The sequence below is a fragment of the Pseudomonas sp. 3-2 genome, from assembly GCF_019710535.1.
GTDB classification, from domain to species: domain Bacteria; phylum Pseudomonadota; class Gammaproteobacteria; order Pseudomonadales; family Pseudomonadaceae; genus Aquipseudomonas; species Aquipseudomonas pharyngis.
The window spans coordinates 408,714-424,745 of sequence record NZ_CP081200.1; the positions used below are offsets into that span (position 1 = coordinate 408,714).

Consider the following 16,032-nt stretch of genomic DNA (forward strand, 5'->3'; position numbering starts at 1 on the left):
TGGCCTCACCTCGGTTCACAGTGAACCGAGGCCAATGAATCACTTCAAACCTTGAACCGGCCCACCAGCGTTTGCAGGTGAGTGCCCAAACGCGCCAGTTCGACGCTGGAGGCCGCCGTCTCTTCACTGGCCGCCGAGGTCTGGTCCGAGACATCCCGCACGTTCAGCACGCTGCGGTTGATCTCTTCAGCCACGGCGCTCTGTTGCTCGGCCGCTGCGGCGATCTGCTGGTTCATCGCCTGAATCGCCGAAACGGTGCGAGTGATGCTCTCCAGCGAGCCACCGGCACGCCGGGTCAGCTCGACACTGCTGTCGGTCAAGGTGCGGCTGTTGTCCATGATCGTCGCCACTTGCTGGGTGCCGTTCTGCAGGCCGACGATCAGCTCTTCGATCTCTTCGGTGGACTTCTGAGTGCGCTGGGCCAGGCTGCGGACTTCGTCGGCAACCACCGCAAAGCCGCGACCGGCTTCACCGGCACGGGCGGCTTCGATGGCGGCGTTGAGAGCCAGCAGGTTGGTTTGCTGGGCCACGGACTTGATCACGTCGAGCACGCTGCCGATCTTGTCGCTTTCGCGCTTGAGCTCGCCCATGGCCTCGGTGGAATGGCCGACTTCGGCGGCCAGACGTTCGATCTGGGCGATGGCCTCGCCAACCACCTTGTCACCTTCACGGGCCTGCTGGTCGGCGGCGACCGCTGCTTCCGAAGCTTCCTCGGCGTTACGCGCGACTTCCTGCACGGTGGCGGCCATTTCGTTCATGGCGGTGGCGACCTGGTCGGTTTCGACTTTCTGATTGTTGACCCCGGCGCTGGTCTGCTCGGTCACCGCGGACAACTCTTCGGCGGCGCTGGCGATCTGGGTCACGCCGTCGCTGATGCCGCCGATCAATTCGCGCAGGCCTTGGGTCATGCTCTGCATCGAGCGCTGCAATTGACCGAGTTCGTCACGGCGCAGGGACACCAGATTGTGGGTCAGGTCACCGGCGGCCACGCGTTCGGCGACTTTCAGGGTCTGCTCCAGCGGAATGATGATCTGCCGGGTGATCGCCCAGGCCGCGAGCAGACCGAAGGCCAGGGCCAGCAGGGTGGCGATCATCAGCATGTTTTTGGCGTGCGCGGCATCGGTGTCGCGGACGATGGTCTGGGATTCGGTGAGTTTCTTGCTGACGTCGAGCAGGATGTCGCCCTGGGCCGACATGCGAGCCAGCGCCTTGGCGTTGTTCACCTGGGAGTCGCGGAACTGGCTGACGGCGGCGCGGTAAGCCTTCAGCGATTCGGTGGCCTGCTGCAGGTTGGCAATGTGTTGCTCGGGCAGTTTGCTCGGCAGGCTTTCCAGATTGTTCAGGGCGGCGGCGATGGCATCCAGCGCCGGTTGTTCGGCTTCGGCCTTGCCGCTGTAGGTGTAGCCGCGCACCTGATAGCGCGCCTGCTGCAGCAGTTTGCTCAGCTCGATCACGCTGTTGAATTGCGCGACGCTGTCGCCTTGCAGCAGGGATTTCTCGACTTCGCTGACCTTGGCCACCGCGTTATCGGCGCTGGCGCCGAGTTTGCTGCGAGCGTCTTCACGCTGCACGGTGGCCTGGGTCATGTCGCCAAAGGCGCGTTTGTACTCGGCAACCGCCGCCAGTTGCTGATCGATCATGGCCACGTCGGACGGTTGCTCGATCATGCCGCGGGCGCTTTGCAGGCCGGCGTCGAGTTTGCCGAGCAGGTCGTTGACCGCGCCGGGGCCCTGTTCGCCACGGCGGGCTTCATAGTCCAGACGCGCCAGACGCAGGTCCTTGGTCAGCTCGTTGAGGCTGGAGATGAAGCCGAGCTTGTCGCCCCGGCTGATGATCCCGCTCATTCCGGTCCAGCCGGTGAAGGTGATCAACAGGGTCAGCAGCAGCACCAGGCCGAAACCGATTCCAAGCTTACGTTTGACGCTGACGTTTCCAAGACTCTCGGCTAACCAACGGTACATGCGACGACTCCCTCGGACCACTAATTGGACTTATGGGGAGGGTATCGGCCGCATGATGGCAATCTGTAACGCCTTTTGTCCGGAGAGACTTCAGAACAGCCGGGCGAGCAGCGCGGTGACTGCGGTTTCGACCCGCAGGATTCGCTCGCCCAGTTGCACCGGTTGCAGCCCGGCCTTGGCCAACAGATCGATTTCGTAGGGAATCCAGCCACCCTCGGGGCCGATGGCCAGGGTTACCGGTTCGCTGAGGGCGCGGGGGCAGGGCGGGAAGTTGCCCGGATGACCGACCAGACCGAGGGTGCCGTCGGTGATGGCCGGCAGGCGATCTTCGACGAACGGCTTGAAGCGCTTCTCGATGATGATCTCCGGCAACACCGTATCCCGAGCCTGTTCGAGGCCGAGGATCAGTTGTTCGCGAATCGCTTCCGGCTCCAGGAACGGCGTTTGCCAGAAGCTTTTCTCGACCCGGTAGCTGTTGACCAGAATCACCTTCGACACGCCCATGGTCGCCACGGTCTGGAACACCCGGCGCAGCATCTTCGGGCGGGGCAGGGCGAGTACCAGGGTCAGCGGCAGTTTGGCCGGCGGCGGTTGATCGAGGGTGACCCGCAGCTCGGCTTCGCCCGCGTCAAGGCGCAAAAGCTCGGCCGAGCCCATCAGCCCGCCAGTGCGCCCGACCCGCAGGCTGTCGCCGACTTCCGAGCGGTGGACTTCCTGCATGTGGGTCAGGCGCCGATCACGCAGCACGACGCGGTCGGCCGCAATGAAGTCGGCCTCTTCGAGCAGCAGCAGGTTCATGGCTGAGTCGCTGGCGGCTGGTCGTTGTGATCGTCGGCGGTTTCTTCCGGGCGTTCGCGCTTGCTGACCAGACTGCCGAACAGGATGCCGACTTCGAACAGCATCCACATCGGCACGGCCAGCAGGGTCTGGGAGAAGATGTCCGGCGGGGTCAGGATCATGCCGACCACGAAGCAGCCGATGATCACGTACGGACGGATCTTCTTCAGGTATTTGACGTCGACCACGCCGATCCACACCAGCAGCACCACGGCCACCGGGATTTCGAACGCCACGCCGAAGGCGAAGAACAGCGTCATGACGAAATCGAGGTAACTGGTGATGTCGGTCATCATTTCCACACCGGCCGGGGTGGCCGAGGCGAAGAACTTGAAGATCAGCGGGAACACGAAGAAGTAGGCGAACGCCATGCCGGTGTAGAACAGCAGGATGCTGGAGATCAGCAACGGCACTGCGACACGCTTCTCGTGCTTGTACAGGCCCGGTGCGATGAAGCCCCAGATCTGATGCAGGATCACCGGGATCGCCAGGAACAGCGAGACCATCATCGTCAGCTTCAACGGCGTCAGGAACGGCGACGACACGTCGGTGGCAATCATCGTCGCGCCCACCGGCAGGTATTCGCGCAGCGGCGTCGAAACGAAGGTGTAGATCTGCTGGGTAAAGGCAAACAGCCCGGCGAAGATGATGAAGATCGCCGCCACGCAACGCAGCAGGCGGGTGCGCAACTCGGTGAGGTGCGAAACCAGCGGCATGTGCTGGTCGTTTTCGGGGAGATCGCTCATGGGGCTCGCGGCGGCAATGTTGGGTCGTGAGGGGCCGGCGTTGTTGGCGCGGCAGCTGGAGCAATGGGTTCGACAGGCTTCATGATCGGCGCAGTTTCAGCGGCTGCGGCAGAGACGTGCTCGACGCTCGCCGTCGGCGCATGAATTGTTTGTTCCACAACCGGAGGCACTGGCGTCTGATCTGCCACCGGCTGTACCGGCGTCGGCTCCTGCTGAACCGGCGTGAAAATCTTCCGCGCCTCCTGTTCCAGCGACAGGATGTGCTCGTTGTGCAGTTGCCGACGGATTTCGTCGGCACCGATTTCACGCTCAACTTCCTGTTTGATCGCGTTGAAGCTGCGCTTCAGCCGTCCGACCCACAGGCCGGCGGTGCGTGCAGCGCCCGGCAGACGCTCGGGGCCCAGCACCAGCAGGGCGACGAGGCCGACGAGCAGCAGTTCAGAGAAGCTGATACCAAACATTAGTCAGTGCTCACACGTCTTTGCGGATCGGCTCTTCGACTTTCTGCGCCTGCACGTCGATGGTGTGCGGCGGGTTGGCCTGAGCGGTGGCTTGCGGCTGTACCGGCGGTACCGGTTGCGCAGGCGTGACGGTCGGATCGGCCGGTTTTTCGTCGTCGTTCATGGCTTTACGGAAGCCCTTGATCGACTCGCCAACGTCGGTGCCGAGGTTCTTCAGTTTCTTGGTACCGAACACCAGTACCACGACCACCAGGATGACGATCCAGTGTTTCCAGTCAAAAATGCCCATGTTGCTGTTCCTCTTTTGAAGTTGTTCAGGCGGACGGGCGCGAGGCTTTCTCGACGTGTCCGGACAGGCCGAAACGGCGATCCAGTTCATCCAGCACCGCCTGCGGATGCTGCCCCAGCTGGGCAAGCATGACCATGCTGTGGAACCACAGGTCGGCGGTCTCGTAGATCACGTCGCTGCAGTCGCCGCTGACGGCGGCGTCCTTGGCGGCAATGATCGTTTCGACCGATTCTTCGCCGACCTTTTCCAGAATCTTGTTCAAGCCCTTGTGATACAGACTAGCCACATACGAACTGTCGGCAGCAGCGCCCTTGCGCTCTTCCAGCACCTGAGCGAGGCGGGTCAGGGTGTCACTCATGTTTGTGTCCTGCGGAGTAAATAGCGTGCGGGTCTTTCAGGACCGGGTCGACCGTTTTCCAGTCGCCGTTTTCGAAGACGCGGTAGAAGCAGCTTTGACGGCCGGTATGGCAAGCGATGTCGCCGATCTGTTCGACCATCAGGATGATGACGTCGGCGTCGCAGTCCAGACGCATTTCATGCAGCGTCTGTACGTGGCCGGACTCTTCGCCCTTGCGCCACAGCTTGCCACGGGAACGTGACCAATAGATGGCACGGTTTTCCGCCGCGGTCAGCTCCAGGGCTTCGCGGTTCATCCAGGCCATCATCAATACGCGTCCGGTCTTGTGATCCTGGGCAATCGCCGGCACCAGGCCATCGGCGTCCCACTTGATCTCGTCCAGCCAGTTTTTCATCTTCGACTCCGACAGCGAACCCACACTTCAATAGTCGGGTTCAGGCGTTGAAACAGTGTGCCAGCCGATCACGGAACTGGCTATCGGCGAACGACCAGATACAAGCCGACTGCCACCATGATCCCGGCGGGCCAATGCCCCAGTTCGTGCATCGGGCCCCCGGCGGCGAGGATCGTACCACCCGCCAGATGGGCGCTGCCGAGCAGGCGCAGGAACCAGTCGTCCTTGCGTTTTTTCCACGGTGGCGGCGGGTCGTTGGCGTGGGGCTGGGACATGCGTTCGAGCAGATCGCGGGCCATGTTGGCCAGGTGCGGCAGTTGTTCGAACTGGCTCTGGACGTTGCCGAGCAAGGCTTTCGGGCTGACGCGCTCGCGCATCCAGCGTTCGAGGAACGGCTGCGCGGTGTTCCACAGATCCAGATCCGGGTACAGCTGACGGCCCAGGCCTTCGATGTTCAGCAGGGTCTTTTGCAGCAATACGAGTTGCGGCTGCACTTCCATGTTGAAGCGGCGCGCGGTCTGGAACAGGCGCATCAGCACCTGGCCAAATGAAATATCTTTTAATGGTTTTTCGAAGATCGGCTCGCACACGGTACGGATCGCCGCTTCGAATTCATTCAATTTGGTTTCCGCCGGCACCCAGCCCGAATCGATGTGCAATTGCGCCACGCGGCGGTAGTCGCGCTTGAAGAAGGCGAACAGGTTGCGCGCCAGATAATCCTGGTCTTCCGGGGTCAGGCTGCCGACGATGCCGCAGTCGATCGCGATGTACTGCGGGCTCCACGGGTTGACGGTGCTGACGAAGATGTTGCCCGGGTGCATGTCGGCGTGGAAGAAACTGTCGCGAAACACCTGGGTGAAGAAGATCTCCACGCCGCGTTCGGCGAGCAGCTTCATGTCGGTGCGCTGGTCGGCGAGGGTCGCCAGATCCGTCACCTGAATCCCGTAGATGCGCTCCATCACCAGCACTTTCGGCCGGCACCAGTCCCAATAGACTTGTGGTACATACAACAGCGGCGAGCCTTCGAAGTTGCGCTTCAACTGGCTGGCGTTGGCCGCCTCGCGCAACAGGTCGAGTTCGTCGTAGATGGTTTTTTCGTAGTCGCTGACCACGTCCACCGGGTGCAGCAGACGGGCGTCGGCGGAGACTTTTTCGGCGGCGCGGGCGAGGATGAACAGCCACGCCAGATCCTGAGCGATGATCGGTATCAGGCCCGGGCGGATCACCTTGACCACCACTTCTTCACCGGTCTTCAGTTGCGCGGCGTGCACCTGCGCCACCGAGGCCGAGGCCAGCGGTTCGACGTCGAAGCGGCTGAACACTTCGCTGATCTTCTTGCCCAGTTGCTCTTCGATCAATTTGACCGACAGCTGCGAATCGAACGGCGGCACGCGGTCCTGCAACCGCATCAGCTCATCGGCGATGTCTTCCGGCAGCAGGTCGCGGCGGGTCGAAAGGATCTGCCCGAACTTGATGAAGATCGGCCCCAGGTCCTGCAACGCCAGGCGCAGGCGTGCGCCACGGCTCAGGTCCAGCGGCTTGCGCGGGAACCAGCGCCAAGGCAGGACATAGCGCAGCGCCAGCAGGAACCACGGCAAAGGCAGGTCGAACAGCAGGTCATCGAGGCGGTAGCGGATCACGACGCGCTGGATGCGCAACAGACGGCGGACGGCGAGCAGCTTCATGCGTTATCGCTTGGGTCGAGGGATCGGGAAAGGCGCTCGAATCGCGCCTCGAGACGTTCCAGATCGAGTTTGATCCGGTCCAGTTCGCTGAAACGGGCTTCGGCTTCGCGCTGCCCGACGAGGGTGCGCGATTCTTCGGCCAGGTATTCGGCGAGGTTCTGGTTGAGGCTGGCAAATCCTTGTTGATACCAGCGGGCGCGGCTGCGCAGGTGGCCGCCGACCAGTTGCGTGGCGACAGGTCCCAGCCAGCGCGAGAGTTCGTACTCCCAGTCCAGCTCCAGGTCCTGCAGCACGCCGGCCAGTTCCAGCAGCACGCCGCTGTCGCCGTCGAGTTCGACTTCCGGTGCGTGCAGCACCGCCGTCTTGTCCTTGCTCAGGGCCAGTTTCACCAGGCTCGAAGCCGGGGCGCGCAGGATGCAGTCGACGCCGGTTTCCCACTGGGACGCCAGCATCAGGCCTTCGTCGCTCGGCAGGATGAACAGTTGCAGCGCCGGGCTGCGGCAATCCACGGCAATCACTTTGCCGGTCAGGTGCGCCAGTCGCGGCAGCGCCGTGCTGTCGAGACGCAGCACACGGTTGAGGCCGAGTTCGACGCTGGCGAGCAGCCCGGTCAGCAGCATCAGGGCTTGATGCCGCGGTGCAGGGCGACGATGCCTGCGGTCATGTTGTGATAGGTCACGCGGTCGAAACCGGCGTCGACCATCATCGACTTCAGGGTTTCCTGATTCGGGTGCATGCGGATCGATTCGGCCAGGTAACGATAGCTTTCCGAGTCGTTGGTGATCAGCTTGCCCATCAGCGGCATGAAGGCGAACGAGTAGGCGTCGTAGGCCTTGGACATCAGCGCGTTGGTCGGCTTGGAGAATTCCAGCACCAGCAGGCGGCCGCCCGGCTTGAGTACGCGCAGCATCGAACGCAGGGCGTCTTCCTTGTGCGTCACGTTGCGCAGGCCGAAGGCGATGGTCACGCAGTCGAAGTGGTTGTCCGGGAACGGCAGTTTTTCAGCGTCGGCCTGGACGAACTCGACGTTGCCCGACACGCCGACGTCCAGCAGGCGGTCACGACCGACCTTGAGCATGGATTCGTTGATGTCGGCCAGCACCACCTGACCGGTCGGGCCGACCAGGTGCGAGAATTTCCTGGTCAGGTCACCCGTACCGCCGGCGATGTCCAGCACGCGGTTGCCGGCGCGTACGCCAGACAATTCGATCGCGAAACGCTTCCACAGACGGTGCATGCCGCCCGACAGAAGGTCGTTCATCAGGTCGTACTTGGCGGCCACGGAGTGGAACACCTCAGCGACTTTTTCCGCTTTCTGGCTTTCCGGAACGTTTTTGAAGCCGAAGTGAGTGGTGGGTTCGGCATCGCTGCCTTTGCGCTGATCAGTCATATCGCTGTCACCAAAAGAGAATGCGCGACATTCTAATCCCCAAGCCATGCTTTGTCTTGGAATGGCTAAAGGTAAGATGGGCAACCTTCGGGACGATTTGCCGCAGTGGCGGTCAAGATTCGTTGCAGGCATTCATAGCCCCATTCAAAAAGCAGGAGTCATTCAATGGCCCATATCAGTGTTGAGCGTGCCCACAGCCTGGGCAAGGAAGCGGCCCGCGAGAAAGCCGACAAACTGGCGCAGAAACTCTCCGATCAATATGGTCTGGAGCCGCAGTGGTCGGGCGATGTCCTGAACCTCAAGCGTTCGGGCGTGAAGGGCGCGGTGCATGTGGCCGAGGATTCGATCCGGGTCGACGTGGAACTGGGCCTGATGATGTCGGCCATGAGCGGCATGATCAAAGCCGAGATCGAAAAGGCGCTGGATAAAGCGCTGGTCTGATTTCTGTCTGAAATGAAATCCCCCTGTGGGAGCGGGCTTGCTCCGGGCGGCGATCCGACGAATGCGTTGTATCAGCCGGCATTTCCGTGACTGACACACCGCATTCGCGAGCAAGCCCGCTCCCACATTTGTTTTGTGGTGTGCCCACCTGTTTATGTCAGTTGTTAGGGTGCCGTTTCTAATTTTTCTCCCTACTTTGTGCCTGAGCCCGACACTCGTCAGGGCAGTTCCTCAAACCTTCTGCGCGTGAGGTGCACCATGGCCAAAGTCATTTTGAAGAAAAAAATCGACGCTTCGACTTCCGCTCTGAGCGACGTCAAATCCTATGCCCGCAAGATCTGGCTGGCAGGCCTGGGTGCCTACACCAAGGTCGGTCAGGAGGGCAGCGAGTACTTTCAGGAGTTGATCAAGGCTGGTCAAACTGTTGAAAAGAAAGGCAAAAAAGCCGTCACCGAAAAACTCGAAGCGGCCAACGCCGAGATCGATGAAGCCAAGAGCGAAGTCAGCTCTTTCAAAGGCCGGGTCGAAGTTCAGCTCGACAAGGTCGAGAAGGCGTTCGACACGCGTGTGGCCAGTGCCTTGAATCGTATCGGCATTCCGTCTAAACATGACGTTGAGACACTCTCTGCTAAGCTCGATGAGCTGACGGCATTGCTCGAACGCGTCGCGCGTAAATCTTAAGGAGAACGGGATGGCTGGTAAAAAGAACACCGATAAAGAAGGCAGCTCGTGGATCGGAAAAGTCGAAGACTATTCCCGCAAGATCTGGCTGGCTGGTTTAGGCGTGTACTCGAAGATCGACACTGACGGCAGCAAGCTCTTCGATACATTGGTCAAAGACGGCGAGAAAGCCGAGAAGCTCACCAAGGCTGCAGTCGGCAAGAAAGTCGATGCTGCCAAGGATTCTGCAAGCTCGGCAAAATCGCGCATCAGCGGCGTGAAAGATCGCGCACTGGGCACCTGGGATCAGCTGGAAGGGGCTTTCGACAAGCGCCTGAACAGTGCGATTTCGCGCCTGGGCGTACCGAGCCGCAACGAGGTGAAGGATCTGCACAAGAAGGTCGATACCCTGACCAGGCAGATCGAAAAACTCACCGGCCTGAAAGCTCAGCCTGTCGCGGCGAAAACCGCAGCAGCCAAGCCTGCGGCCAAAACCGCTGCCAAGCCACTGGCTAAAGCCGCCGCCAAACCGGCCGCAAAACCAGCAGCCAAAACTGCTGCCGCCAAGCCTGCAGCGAAAGCCGCGGCCAAACCGGTTGCTGCCAAGGCCGCCGCCAAGCCGGCTGCAAAATCAGCCGCTAAACCTGCGGCCAAGCCAGCAGCCAAACCAGCAGCGAAAACCGCAGCAGCCAAACCCGCTGCCAAGCCTGCCGCCAAATCGGCTGCGGCGAAAAAACCGGCAGTGAAAAAACCGGCCGCGCCGAAAGCTGCTGCTCCAAAACCGGTGACCACACCGCAAGCACTGGCAAGCACGTCGAACTCCGCCTCGGCTCCAACCCCGGCGCCTGCTCCGACTGCTGCATCGACTCCGTCGACGCCAACCAGTCAGTCCTGATTCTTCAGGGCTCAAAAAAACGCCCGGCCTGTGAAGGTCGGGCGTTTTTGTTTGGGTAAAAGCCGTCGGATTACTCGTGATCTTCGAGGTACTGCAAAGCCATCCTCTCCGTCGCCACCTTCACCGGCGGCAACAGATGCGGCGCCACCAGCATCATGATCTGGTATACCACCAGCCGCACTTCTCCTTCGCGATCAAGAATCCGTTGATAGTCCAGCGAGAACAGCAGCGTCATGGTGATCTGCTCCACCAGTTGCCCCAGCGCCTGGGTGTCGCTGACCAACTGCCCCGACGCCTTCAGCCGCGCCAGCAATGACGCCAGCGTACGCTTGAGCACGTTGAGGAACTGGCGAATGCCCTTGGCCAGTTTCGGCAGGCGGCCGGCCAGGTTCGACAGATCCTGGAACAGGAAGCGGTACTGCGCCAGCCGTTCGACGATCAGGTGCAGGAACAGCCAGTAATCCTCCGGCGCCAGTTCGACATCGGCGGGCGGGTCGAGCAGCGGGGCGAGGTCGTTCTGGAAGCGCTCGAACAGTCCGAGAATCAGCGGTTCCTTGCCGTGGAAGTGGTAGTAAAGGTTGCCGGGGCTGATCCCCATTTCATTGGCAACCTCCATGGTGGAGACGTTCGGCTCGCCCTTTTCATTGAACAACTGCAGGGCACATTCGAGGATCCGTTCGCTTGTTTTCATCCAGTCTTCTTAAAAGGGCTTGAGTCAGTCAGCGCACACGCACATAGGTGCCGGGTGCCGCTTCCATCGGTGGATAATTGGCGTTGCCGAGGGTCATCTGGGTTTCGTGCAGGGTGCCGGAGCGCTGCTGCACCCACTCCAGCCATTGTGGCCACCAACTGCCGTCGACTTTCTTGGCGTCGTAGTACCAGGCGCGCGGATCGCCGCTGAGCTTTCCGTTCTCGACGTAATGGGCTTTCGGGTTGCCCGGCGGGTTGAGGATGCTCTGCACGTGGCCGCTGTTGGACAGCACGAAGCGCCGCTCGCCGCCCAGCAACAGTGTCGAGCGATACACCGCGTCCCACGGCGTGATGTGGTCGTTCATGCCGGCTACGCTGAAGCTGTCGACCGTGACCTTCTGCAGATCGATCGGCGTGCCGCACACTTCCAGGCCCCCCGGATGGGTCAACGGGTTGTGCTTGAAGAAGTCCAGAATGTCGCCGTGAAACGCGGCGGGCAGGCGGGTGCTGTCGTTGTTCCAGTAGAGGATGTCGAACGCCGGCGGCTCCTTGCCCAGCAGGTAGTTGTTGACGAAATAACTCCAGATCAGATCGTTGGGGCGCATCCAGGCGAACACCTTGGCCATGTCGCGACCGTCCAGCACGCCTTTCTGATAGGAGCGCCGCTTGGCCGCTTCGAGCGTTTGCTCATCGGCGAACAGGGTGGCCGGGGTGTTCATTTCACTGTCGAGCAGGCTCACCAGATAGGTGGCGCTGGAGACCCGCCGCAACTGCCGCTTGGCCTGCAGATGCCCTTGCAGCGCGGCGATGGTCAGCCCGCCGGCGCAGGCGCCCATCAGGTTGACCTCACGGGCGCCGGTGATCGCCCGGCAGATGTTCATCGCTTCTTCCACGGCTTCGACGTAGGTCGACAGGCCCCATTCGCGATGCCGCACATCCGGGTTGCGCCAGCTGATCATGAAGGTCTGCAAGCCGTTCTTCAGGGCGAACTGGACGAAGCTGTTGCTCGGGCTGAGGTCGAAAATGTAGTACTTGTTGATTTGCGGCGGCACCACCAGCAGCGGTTTCGAATACTGTTTTTCGCTCATCGGCCGGTACTGGATCAGCTCGAGCATTTCGTTGCGAAACACCACTGACCCTGTGGTGGTGGCGACGGTCTTGCCGACTTCGAAAGCCTGTTTGGTGACCTGGCGTGGCAGGCCGTCGTTGTGCAGCAGGTCGTCGATCAGATGGCTGAGGCCGCGCACCAGACTGTGGCCGCCGGAGTTGAACAGCTCCTTCACAGCCAGCGGATTGAGCAGGGTGTTGGAAGGCGCCACGGCGTCGTTGAGCAGGGTGAAGGCGAAGTGCGCGCGGGCGCGGTCGTCGTCGCTCATGCTGCTCTCGTCGATCCAGCTCTTGACCTGTTTCTGCCAGGCCAGATAGGCCTGAAGGCTGCGCCGATAAAACGGATTGAGGCTCCACGCCGGATCGGCGAAGCGGCTGTCCTGCGGATTGGTCGGGTGCAGGGTTTCGCCGAGCAGCACGCGTCCGAGCGCGCCCCCCAGCTTCAAGGCGTGTTTTGCACTGTGGATCGGGTTGCGCAGACCGTGGGCCGCGACGCTGCGCAAGGTCGAGATCAGGTCCCGGCCGCGCAGACCGGTCATGGCACTCTGTGCATTGATGAACACGGCGGGGCTGGGCACGACGCCCGTCGCTGGTTTGTCACGCATGACTCAACACTCCTTCGTCTTCAGGCCAAAAACAAACACACCGAACCAGAACACCATAGACGCTGTTGCGGGTTGTTGCCCGCGTGGCTTCCTGCCACGCACCTGTGCGGACACGTTGCAAGACGCTGTCCAGAAATCCGTGCCAGGACGGTTATCCGCCCAGCGGTGTCGGGTGCGGATGCATCACCGCACGCTGACGTTCCTCCTGGAGGAATTTCATGATGATCGGCGCCACCGCCTCGGCCCGGGTAATCAGGAACAGATGCCCGTCGTCGATGATGTGCAGCTGCGCGTTGGGGATTCGCCAGGCGAGCATGCGCATGTTGATCAGCGGGATCAGCGGATCGTCATCACCGGCCAGCACCAGCGTCGGCTGATGGATCTTGTGCAGCCAGTGAATGCTGGTCCAGCCCAGGCCCGCGAACAGTTGCCAGTAGTAGCCGAGTTTGCCCGCCGAACGCACCTTGGCCGCATGGCTGGCGGCGAGTGTCGGGTCGCGGCGGAACGAGCCGCCGTAGATCATCGGGGCGATGCGGATCACATGGGACGGCTGGATGTAGCGCCTTGGGCTGGCCATCATCCACAGCACCTTCGGCTTGCCCGGCACCATCACCGCACCGGCGGCGGTCGCCGCCAGCACCAGCTTCTTGCAGCGCTCGGGATAGTCGTAGGCGAACTGCTGCGCCAGCGCGCCACCCCAGGACACGCCGATCACGTTGACCTGTCCGTAGTCGAGGTAATCGAGCATCCGCGCGGTGAGCTTCGCCAGCCCGGGAAAGCGATACGGACGGCTCGGCGTCGAGGAACCACCGACACCGGGCACGTCGAAGGCGATCACTTCCAGGTCCGGATCCAGCGCCGCGACAAAAGGAAACACCAGCTCCAGGTTGGCGCCGATGCCGTTGAATATCAGCAAGGGCGTCAAGTGAGGCTTGCCGGGGCGGACCGCCGTGCGGATGGTCTGGCCATCCAGCTCGACGGTTCGAAAGATGAACGGGTGCGGCATGCTTCAAGGCCCTGTGGGTCAATCTCAATGTCACCTCGTACCCGTTGTGGGAGCGGGCTTGCTCGCGAAGGCGTCGTGTCAGTCGCCATTGATGTTGGCTGATCAACCGCTTTCGCGAGCAAGCCCGCTCCCACAGGGGGAATGAGGTGTGTCGGTTACCGCTCGTGAACGTAAGTGCCCGGTGAAGCTTCGCCTGCCGGATACGCTTTGTTGCCCAGCTTGGTCGGCGCCTTTTTCAGCTCGCCCGACCGCGCGGCCTGCCACGCCTGCCAGTACAGCCACCAGGAGTCGGCGTGCTTGGTCGAATTTTCCTGCCAGTCATCGGCATTGGCGGTCATTTCGTCGCTGGTCATGTAGCGCGACTTCGGGTTGCCCGGCGGGTTCAGGATGCTCTGGATATGCCCGCTGCTGGACAGCACGAATTCGACCTTGCCACCGAACAGCTGCGCCGACTTGTAGCAGGACTTCCACGGCGTGATGTGGTCGTTGGTGCCGGCCAGCGAGAAGATGTCGGCGGTCACCTGCTTGAGGTCGATCGGCGTGCCGCACACTTCCAGTGCATTGGGGCGGATCAGTGGGTTGTTTTTGAACATCTCGATCAGGTCGCCGTGGAACGCGGCCGGCAGTCGAGTCGTATCGTTGTTCCAGAACAGGATGTCGAACACCGGCGGCTCGTTGCCGAGCAGGTAGTTGTTGACCCAGTAGTTCCAGATCAGGTCATTCGGGCGCATCCAGGCGAAGACCTTGGCCATGTCTTTGCCTTCGAGCACGCCGGCCTGATACGAATGGCGCTTGGCGGTCTCCAGTGTCTGCTCGTCGACGAACAGGGCGACGTCGCTGTCCAGCGTTGTATCGAGCACGCTGACCAGCAGGGTCAGGGCGTTGACCTTGTTCTCGCCGATTGCCGCGTAGTGGCCGAGCAGGGCAGTGCAGGTGATGCCGCCGGAGCAGGCGCCGAGCATGTTGACGTCCTTGCTGCCGGTGATCGCAGTGACCACGTCGACCGCTTCCTTCAGGGCTTCGATGTAGGTCGAGAGTCCCCACTCGCGCTGTTCCTTGGTCGGGTTGCGCCAGCTGACGATGAAGGTCTGCACATTGTTGCGCAGGCAAAAACGCGCCAGGCTCTTGTCCGGGCTCAGGTCGAATACATAGAACTTGTTGATCTGCGGCGGCACCACCAGCAGCGGGCGCTCGTGCACTTGTTCGGTGATCGGCTTGTACTGGATCAGCTCCAGCACGTCGTTGCGAAACACCACCGCGCCTTCGGTCACGCCCAGGCTCTTGCCGACCTCGAACGCGCCCATGTTGACCTGGCTCGGCATGCCGCCGTTGTGCACCAGATCCTTGGCCAGGTGCGAGAGGCCGTCGAGCAGGCTCTTGCCACCGGTCTCGAAGAAGCGTTTGACCGCCGCCGGGTTGGCCGCCGTGTTGGTCGGCGCCATGGCCTCGGTCATCAGGTTGATCACGAAGTGGCCGCGCGCGATGTCCTTGGGCGAGAGGCTGCTGTCGTCGATCCAGGCATGGAGTTCCTTGCGCCATGCCAGGTAGGTTTGCAGATAACGTTTGTACAGCGGGTTCTGACTCCACGCCGGATCGACAAAGCGACGGTCATCGCCCGCCGGTTGCAGGTCGGATTTGCCGAACAGCACGTTCTTCAGTTCAAGGCCGAACTGGGTGACGTGTTTGACACTATGGATCGGTTGTTTGATGGCCTGGGTCAGCACCATTCGAGCAGAGGCCAGCAGATCCTTTCCGCGTAGCCCAACGACAGGATTCAGCCCCAGGGTGTTCTCCGAGGCCTGGTACTTCAAATCATCGTTATTCTTGTTACTCATCTACGACGCTCCATTGTCCTGAGACGAGTACCCGGTTTTCTGCTGTGCAGTTCCACAGCCAATGCCAGGTACTACTGCTCGGGTGACCGTTGATTCTGCATAGCTGCTTTACAGTCGTAGAGCATTGCAGGGAACTTGCCAGTTCCATTGGTTACCCGAGATTGATTTTTTTCGCAAGCAGCCGATCCCGGGCCGCTTTAGCGGAGCATTCAAACAGATGAATCTAGAAAATGCCCTCTAAACAGTCCGAGGCGCGGACTAGAGCATCAGCTTGACGACGGACTGGTCCGGGTCGCGGGTTTTGCCGGCGGCTTTGAGTTCGGCCAGATAATCCGCCCAGAGTGCGTCATGACGTCGCCCCAGCTCGTAGAGGTAATCCCAGGTGAACAGACCGCTGTCGTGACCGTCGTCGAAGGTCAGTTTCAGTGCGTACTGACCGGCCGGTTCTACCTTGGTCAGGCCGACGTGCAGCTTGCCGAATTGCAGGATCGGTTTGCCGTGGCCCTGGACCTCGGCGGAGGGGGAATGCACGCGCAGGAATTCGGCGGGCAGGGTGTATTCCTCGCCGGTCGCGTATTTGAGCGACAGGGTTTTCGAGGCTTTGTGCAGTTTGATGTCGGTGGGGAGTTGGGTCATCGCCGGCGTTCCGTCAGGTGGAAAAAATTGTGGGAG

At 61.4% G+C, this 16,032-nt stretch carries 18 protein-coding genes and 1 pseudogene; 3 read left to right on the forward strand and 16 right to left on the reverse strand.

Annotated features, from left to right (window positions below):
- Positions 1-44: 44 nt before the first annotated feature.
- The 11 genes and pseudogenes from K3819_RS29605 to ubiE form a co-directional block, all read right to left on the reverse strand.
- The gene (locus K3819_RS29605; protein ID WP_371807397.1) at positions 45-917 is read right to left on the reverse strand and encodes a methyl-accepting chemotaxis protein; all 873 of its coding nucleotides are present in this window, start codon (positions 915-917) and stop codon (positions 45-47) included.
- Positions 918-947: 30 nt separating this feature from the next.
- Positions 948-1,961, reverse strand: a pseudogene (locus K3819_RS29610) (methyl-accepting chemotaxis protein); the annotation flags it as partial.
- A gap of 90 nt (positions 1,962-2,051) precedes the next feature.
- Positions 2,052-2,759: a 16S rRNA (uracil(1498)-N(3))-methyltransferase gene (locus tag K3819_RS01850; RefSeq protein WP_085611145.1), complete on the reverse strand. Its 708-nt coding sequence runs from the start codon at positions 2,757-2,759 to the stop codon at positions 2,052-2,054.
- On the reverse strand, positions 2,756-3,544 hold the full coding sequence (tatC, locus tag K3819_RS01855; protein ID WP_085611144.1) for a twin-arginine translocase subunit TatC: 789 nt from the start codon (positions 3,542-3,544) through the stop codon (positions 2,756-2,758). The genes K3819_RS01850 and tatC overlap by 4 nt, the downstream gene beginning before the upstream one ends.
- The gene (gene tatB / locus K3819_RS01860) at positions 3,541-4,005 is read right to left on the reverse strand and encodes a Sec-independent protein translocase protein TatB (RefSeq protein WP_085611143.1); all 465 of its coding nucleotides are present in this window, start codon (positions 4,003-4,005) and stop codon (positions 3,541-3,543) included. The genes tatC and tatB overlap by 4 nt, the downstream gene beginning before the upstream one ends.
- Positions 4,006-4,015: 10 nt before the next feature.
- Positions 4,016-4,294, reverse strand: coding sequence for a twin-arginine translocase TatA/TatE family subunit (locus K3819_RS01865; protein WP_007952423.1), 279 nt, complete (start codon positions 4,292-4,294; stop codon positions 4,016-4,018).
- A 25-nt stretch (positions 4,295-4,319) separates the two neighbouring features.
- Positions 4,320-4,652: a phosphoribosyl-ATP diphosphatase gene (locus K3819_RS01870; RefSeq protein ID WP_007952422.1), complete on the reverse strand. Its 333-nt coding sequence runs from the start codon at positions 4,650-4,652 to the stop codon at positions 4,320-4,322.
- Positions 4,645-5,046 carry a phosphoribosyl-AMP cyclohydrolase gene (gene hisI, locus K3819_RS01875; protein WP_007909357.1) on the reverse strand — a complete coding sequence of 134 codons (402 nt, stop codon included), beginning with the start codon at positions 5,044-5,046 and terminating at the stop codon, positions 4,645-4,647. The genes K3819_RS01870 and hisI overlap by 8 nt, the downstream gene beginning before the upstream one ends.
- Before the next feature lie 80 nt (positions 5,047-5,126).
- Positions 5,127-6,731 (reverse strand): ubiquinone biosynthesis regulatory protein kinase UbiB, encoded by a 1,605-nt coding sequence (gene ubiB, locus K3819_RS01880; RefSeq protein ID WP_221398523.1) that lies wholly within the window; start codon positions 6,729-6,731, stop codon positions 5,127-5,129.
- A complete protein-coding gene (locus K3819_RS01885) occupies positions 6,728-7,351 on the reverse strand; it encodes an SCP2 domain-containing protein (protein WP_221398524.1) in 624 nt (207 codons plus the stop codon). The genes ubiB and K3819_RS01885 overlap by 4 nt, the downstream gene beginning before the upstream one ends.
- Positions 7,351-8,121, reverse strand: a complete 771-nt coding sequence (ubiE, locus tag K3819_RS01890) for a bifunctional demethylmenaquinone methyltransferase/2-methoxy-6-polyprenyl-1,4-benzoquinol methylase UbiE (RefSeq protein WP_221398525.1) — start codon at positions 8,119-8,121, stop codon at positions 7,351-7,353. Before ubiE ends, K3819_RS01885 begins: the two co-directional genes overlap by 1 nt.
- A gap of 165 nt (positions 8,122-8,286) precedes the next feature.
- Between ubiE and K3819_RS01895 the strand changes: the two genes are divergently transcribed.
- The 3 genes from K3819_RS01895 to K3819_RS01905 all read left to right on the forward strand — a co-directional run bounded on the left by K3819_RS01895 (position 8,287) and on the right by K3819_RS01905 (position 10,117).
- Positions 8,287-8,562, forward strand: coding sequence for a polyhydroxyalkanoic acid system family protein (locus K3819_RS01895; protein WP_007952417.1), 276 nt, complete (start codon positions 8,287-8,289; stop codon positions 8,560-8,562).
- 258 nt (positions 8,563-8,820) lie between these two features.
- Positions 8,821-9,243 (forward strand): phasin family protein, encoded by a 423-nt coding sequence (locus K3819_RS01900; RefSeq protein WP_039772451.1) that lies wholly within the window; start codon positions 8,821-8,823, stop codon positions 9,241-9,243.
- Between the two features lie 10 nt (positions 9,244-9,253).
- Positions 9,254-10,117 (forward strand): phasin family protein, encoded by an 864-nt coding sequence (locus K3819_RS01905; protein WP_221398526.1) that lies wholly within the window; start codon positions 9,254-9,256, stop codon positions 10,115-10,117.
- Between the two features lie 70 nt (positions 10,118-10,187).
- On the opposite strand, the gene K3819_RS01910 is transcribed toward K3819_RS01905, so the two are convergent.
- The 5 genes from K3819_RS01910 to K3819_RS01930 form a co-directional block, all read right to left on the reverse strand.
- A complete protein-coding gene (locus K3819_RS01910; RefSeq protein ID WP_007952414.1) occupies positions 10,188-10,808 on the reverse strand; it encodes a TetR/AcrR family transcriptional regulator in 621 nt (206 codons plus the stop codon).
- A gap of 28 nt (positions 10,809-10,836) precedes the next feature.
- Positions 10,837-12,519 (reverse strand): class II poly(R)-hydroxyalkanoic acid synthase, encoded by a 1,683-nt coding sequence (gene phaC / locus K3819_RS01915; RefSeq protein ID WP_064592889.1) that lies wholly within the window; start codon positions 12,517-12,519, stop codon positions 10,837-10,839.
- A gap of 151 nt (positions 12,520-12,670) precedes the next feature.
- Positions 12,671-13,525, reverse strand: coding sequence for a poly(3-hydroxyalkanoate) depolymerase (phaZ, locus tag K3819_RS01920; RefSeq protein ID WP_007952412.1), 855 nt, complete (start codon positions 13,523-13,525; stop codon positions 12,671-12,673).
- A gap of 155 nt (positions 13,526-13,680) precedes the next feature.
- Positions 13,681-15,360, reverse strand: coding sequence for a class II poly(R)-hydroxyalkanoic acid synthase (gene phaC / locus K3819_RS01925; protein ID WP_039772445.1), 1,680 nt, complete (start codon positions 15,358-15,360; stop codon positions 13,681-13,683).
- 258 nt (positions 15,361-15,618) lie between these two features.
- Positions 15,619-15,996, reverse strand: a complete 378-nt coding sequence (locus tag K3819_RS01930) for a gamma-butyrobetaine hydroxylase-like domain-containing protein (RefSeq protein ID WP_085611140.1) — start codon at positions 15,994-15,996, stop codon at positions 15,619-15,621.
- Between the last annotated feature and the right edge of the window lie 36 nt (positions 15,997-16,032).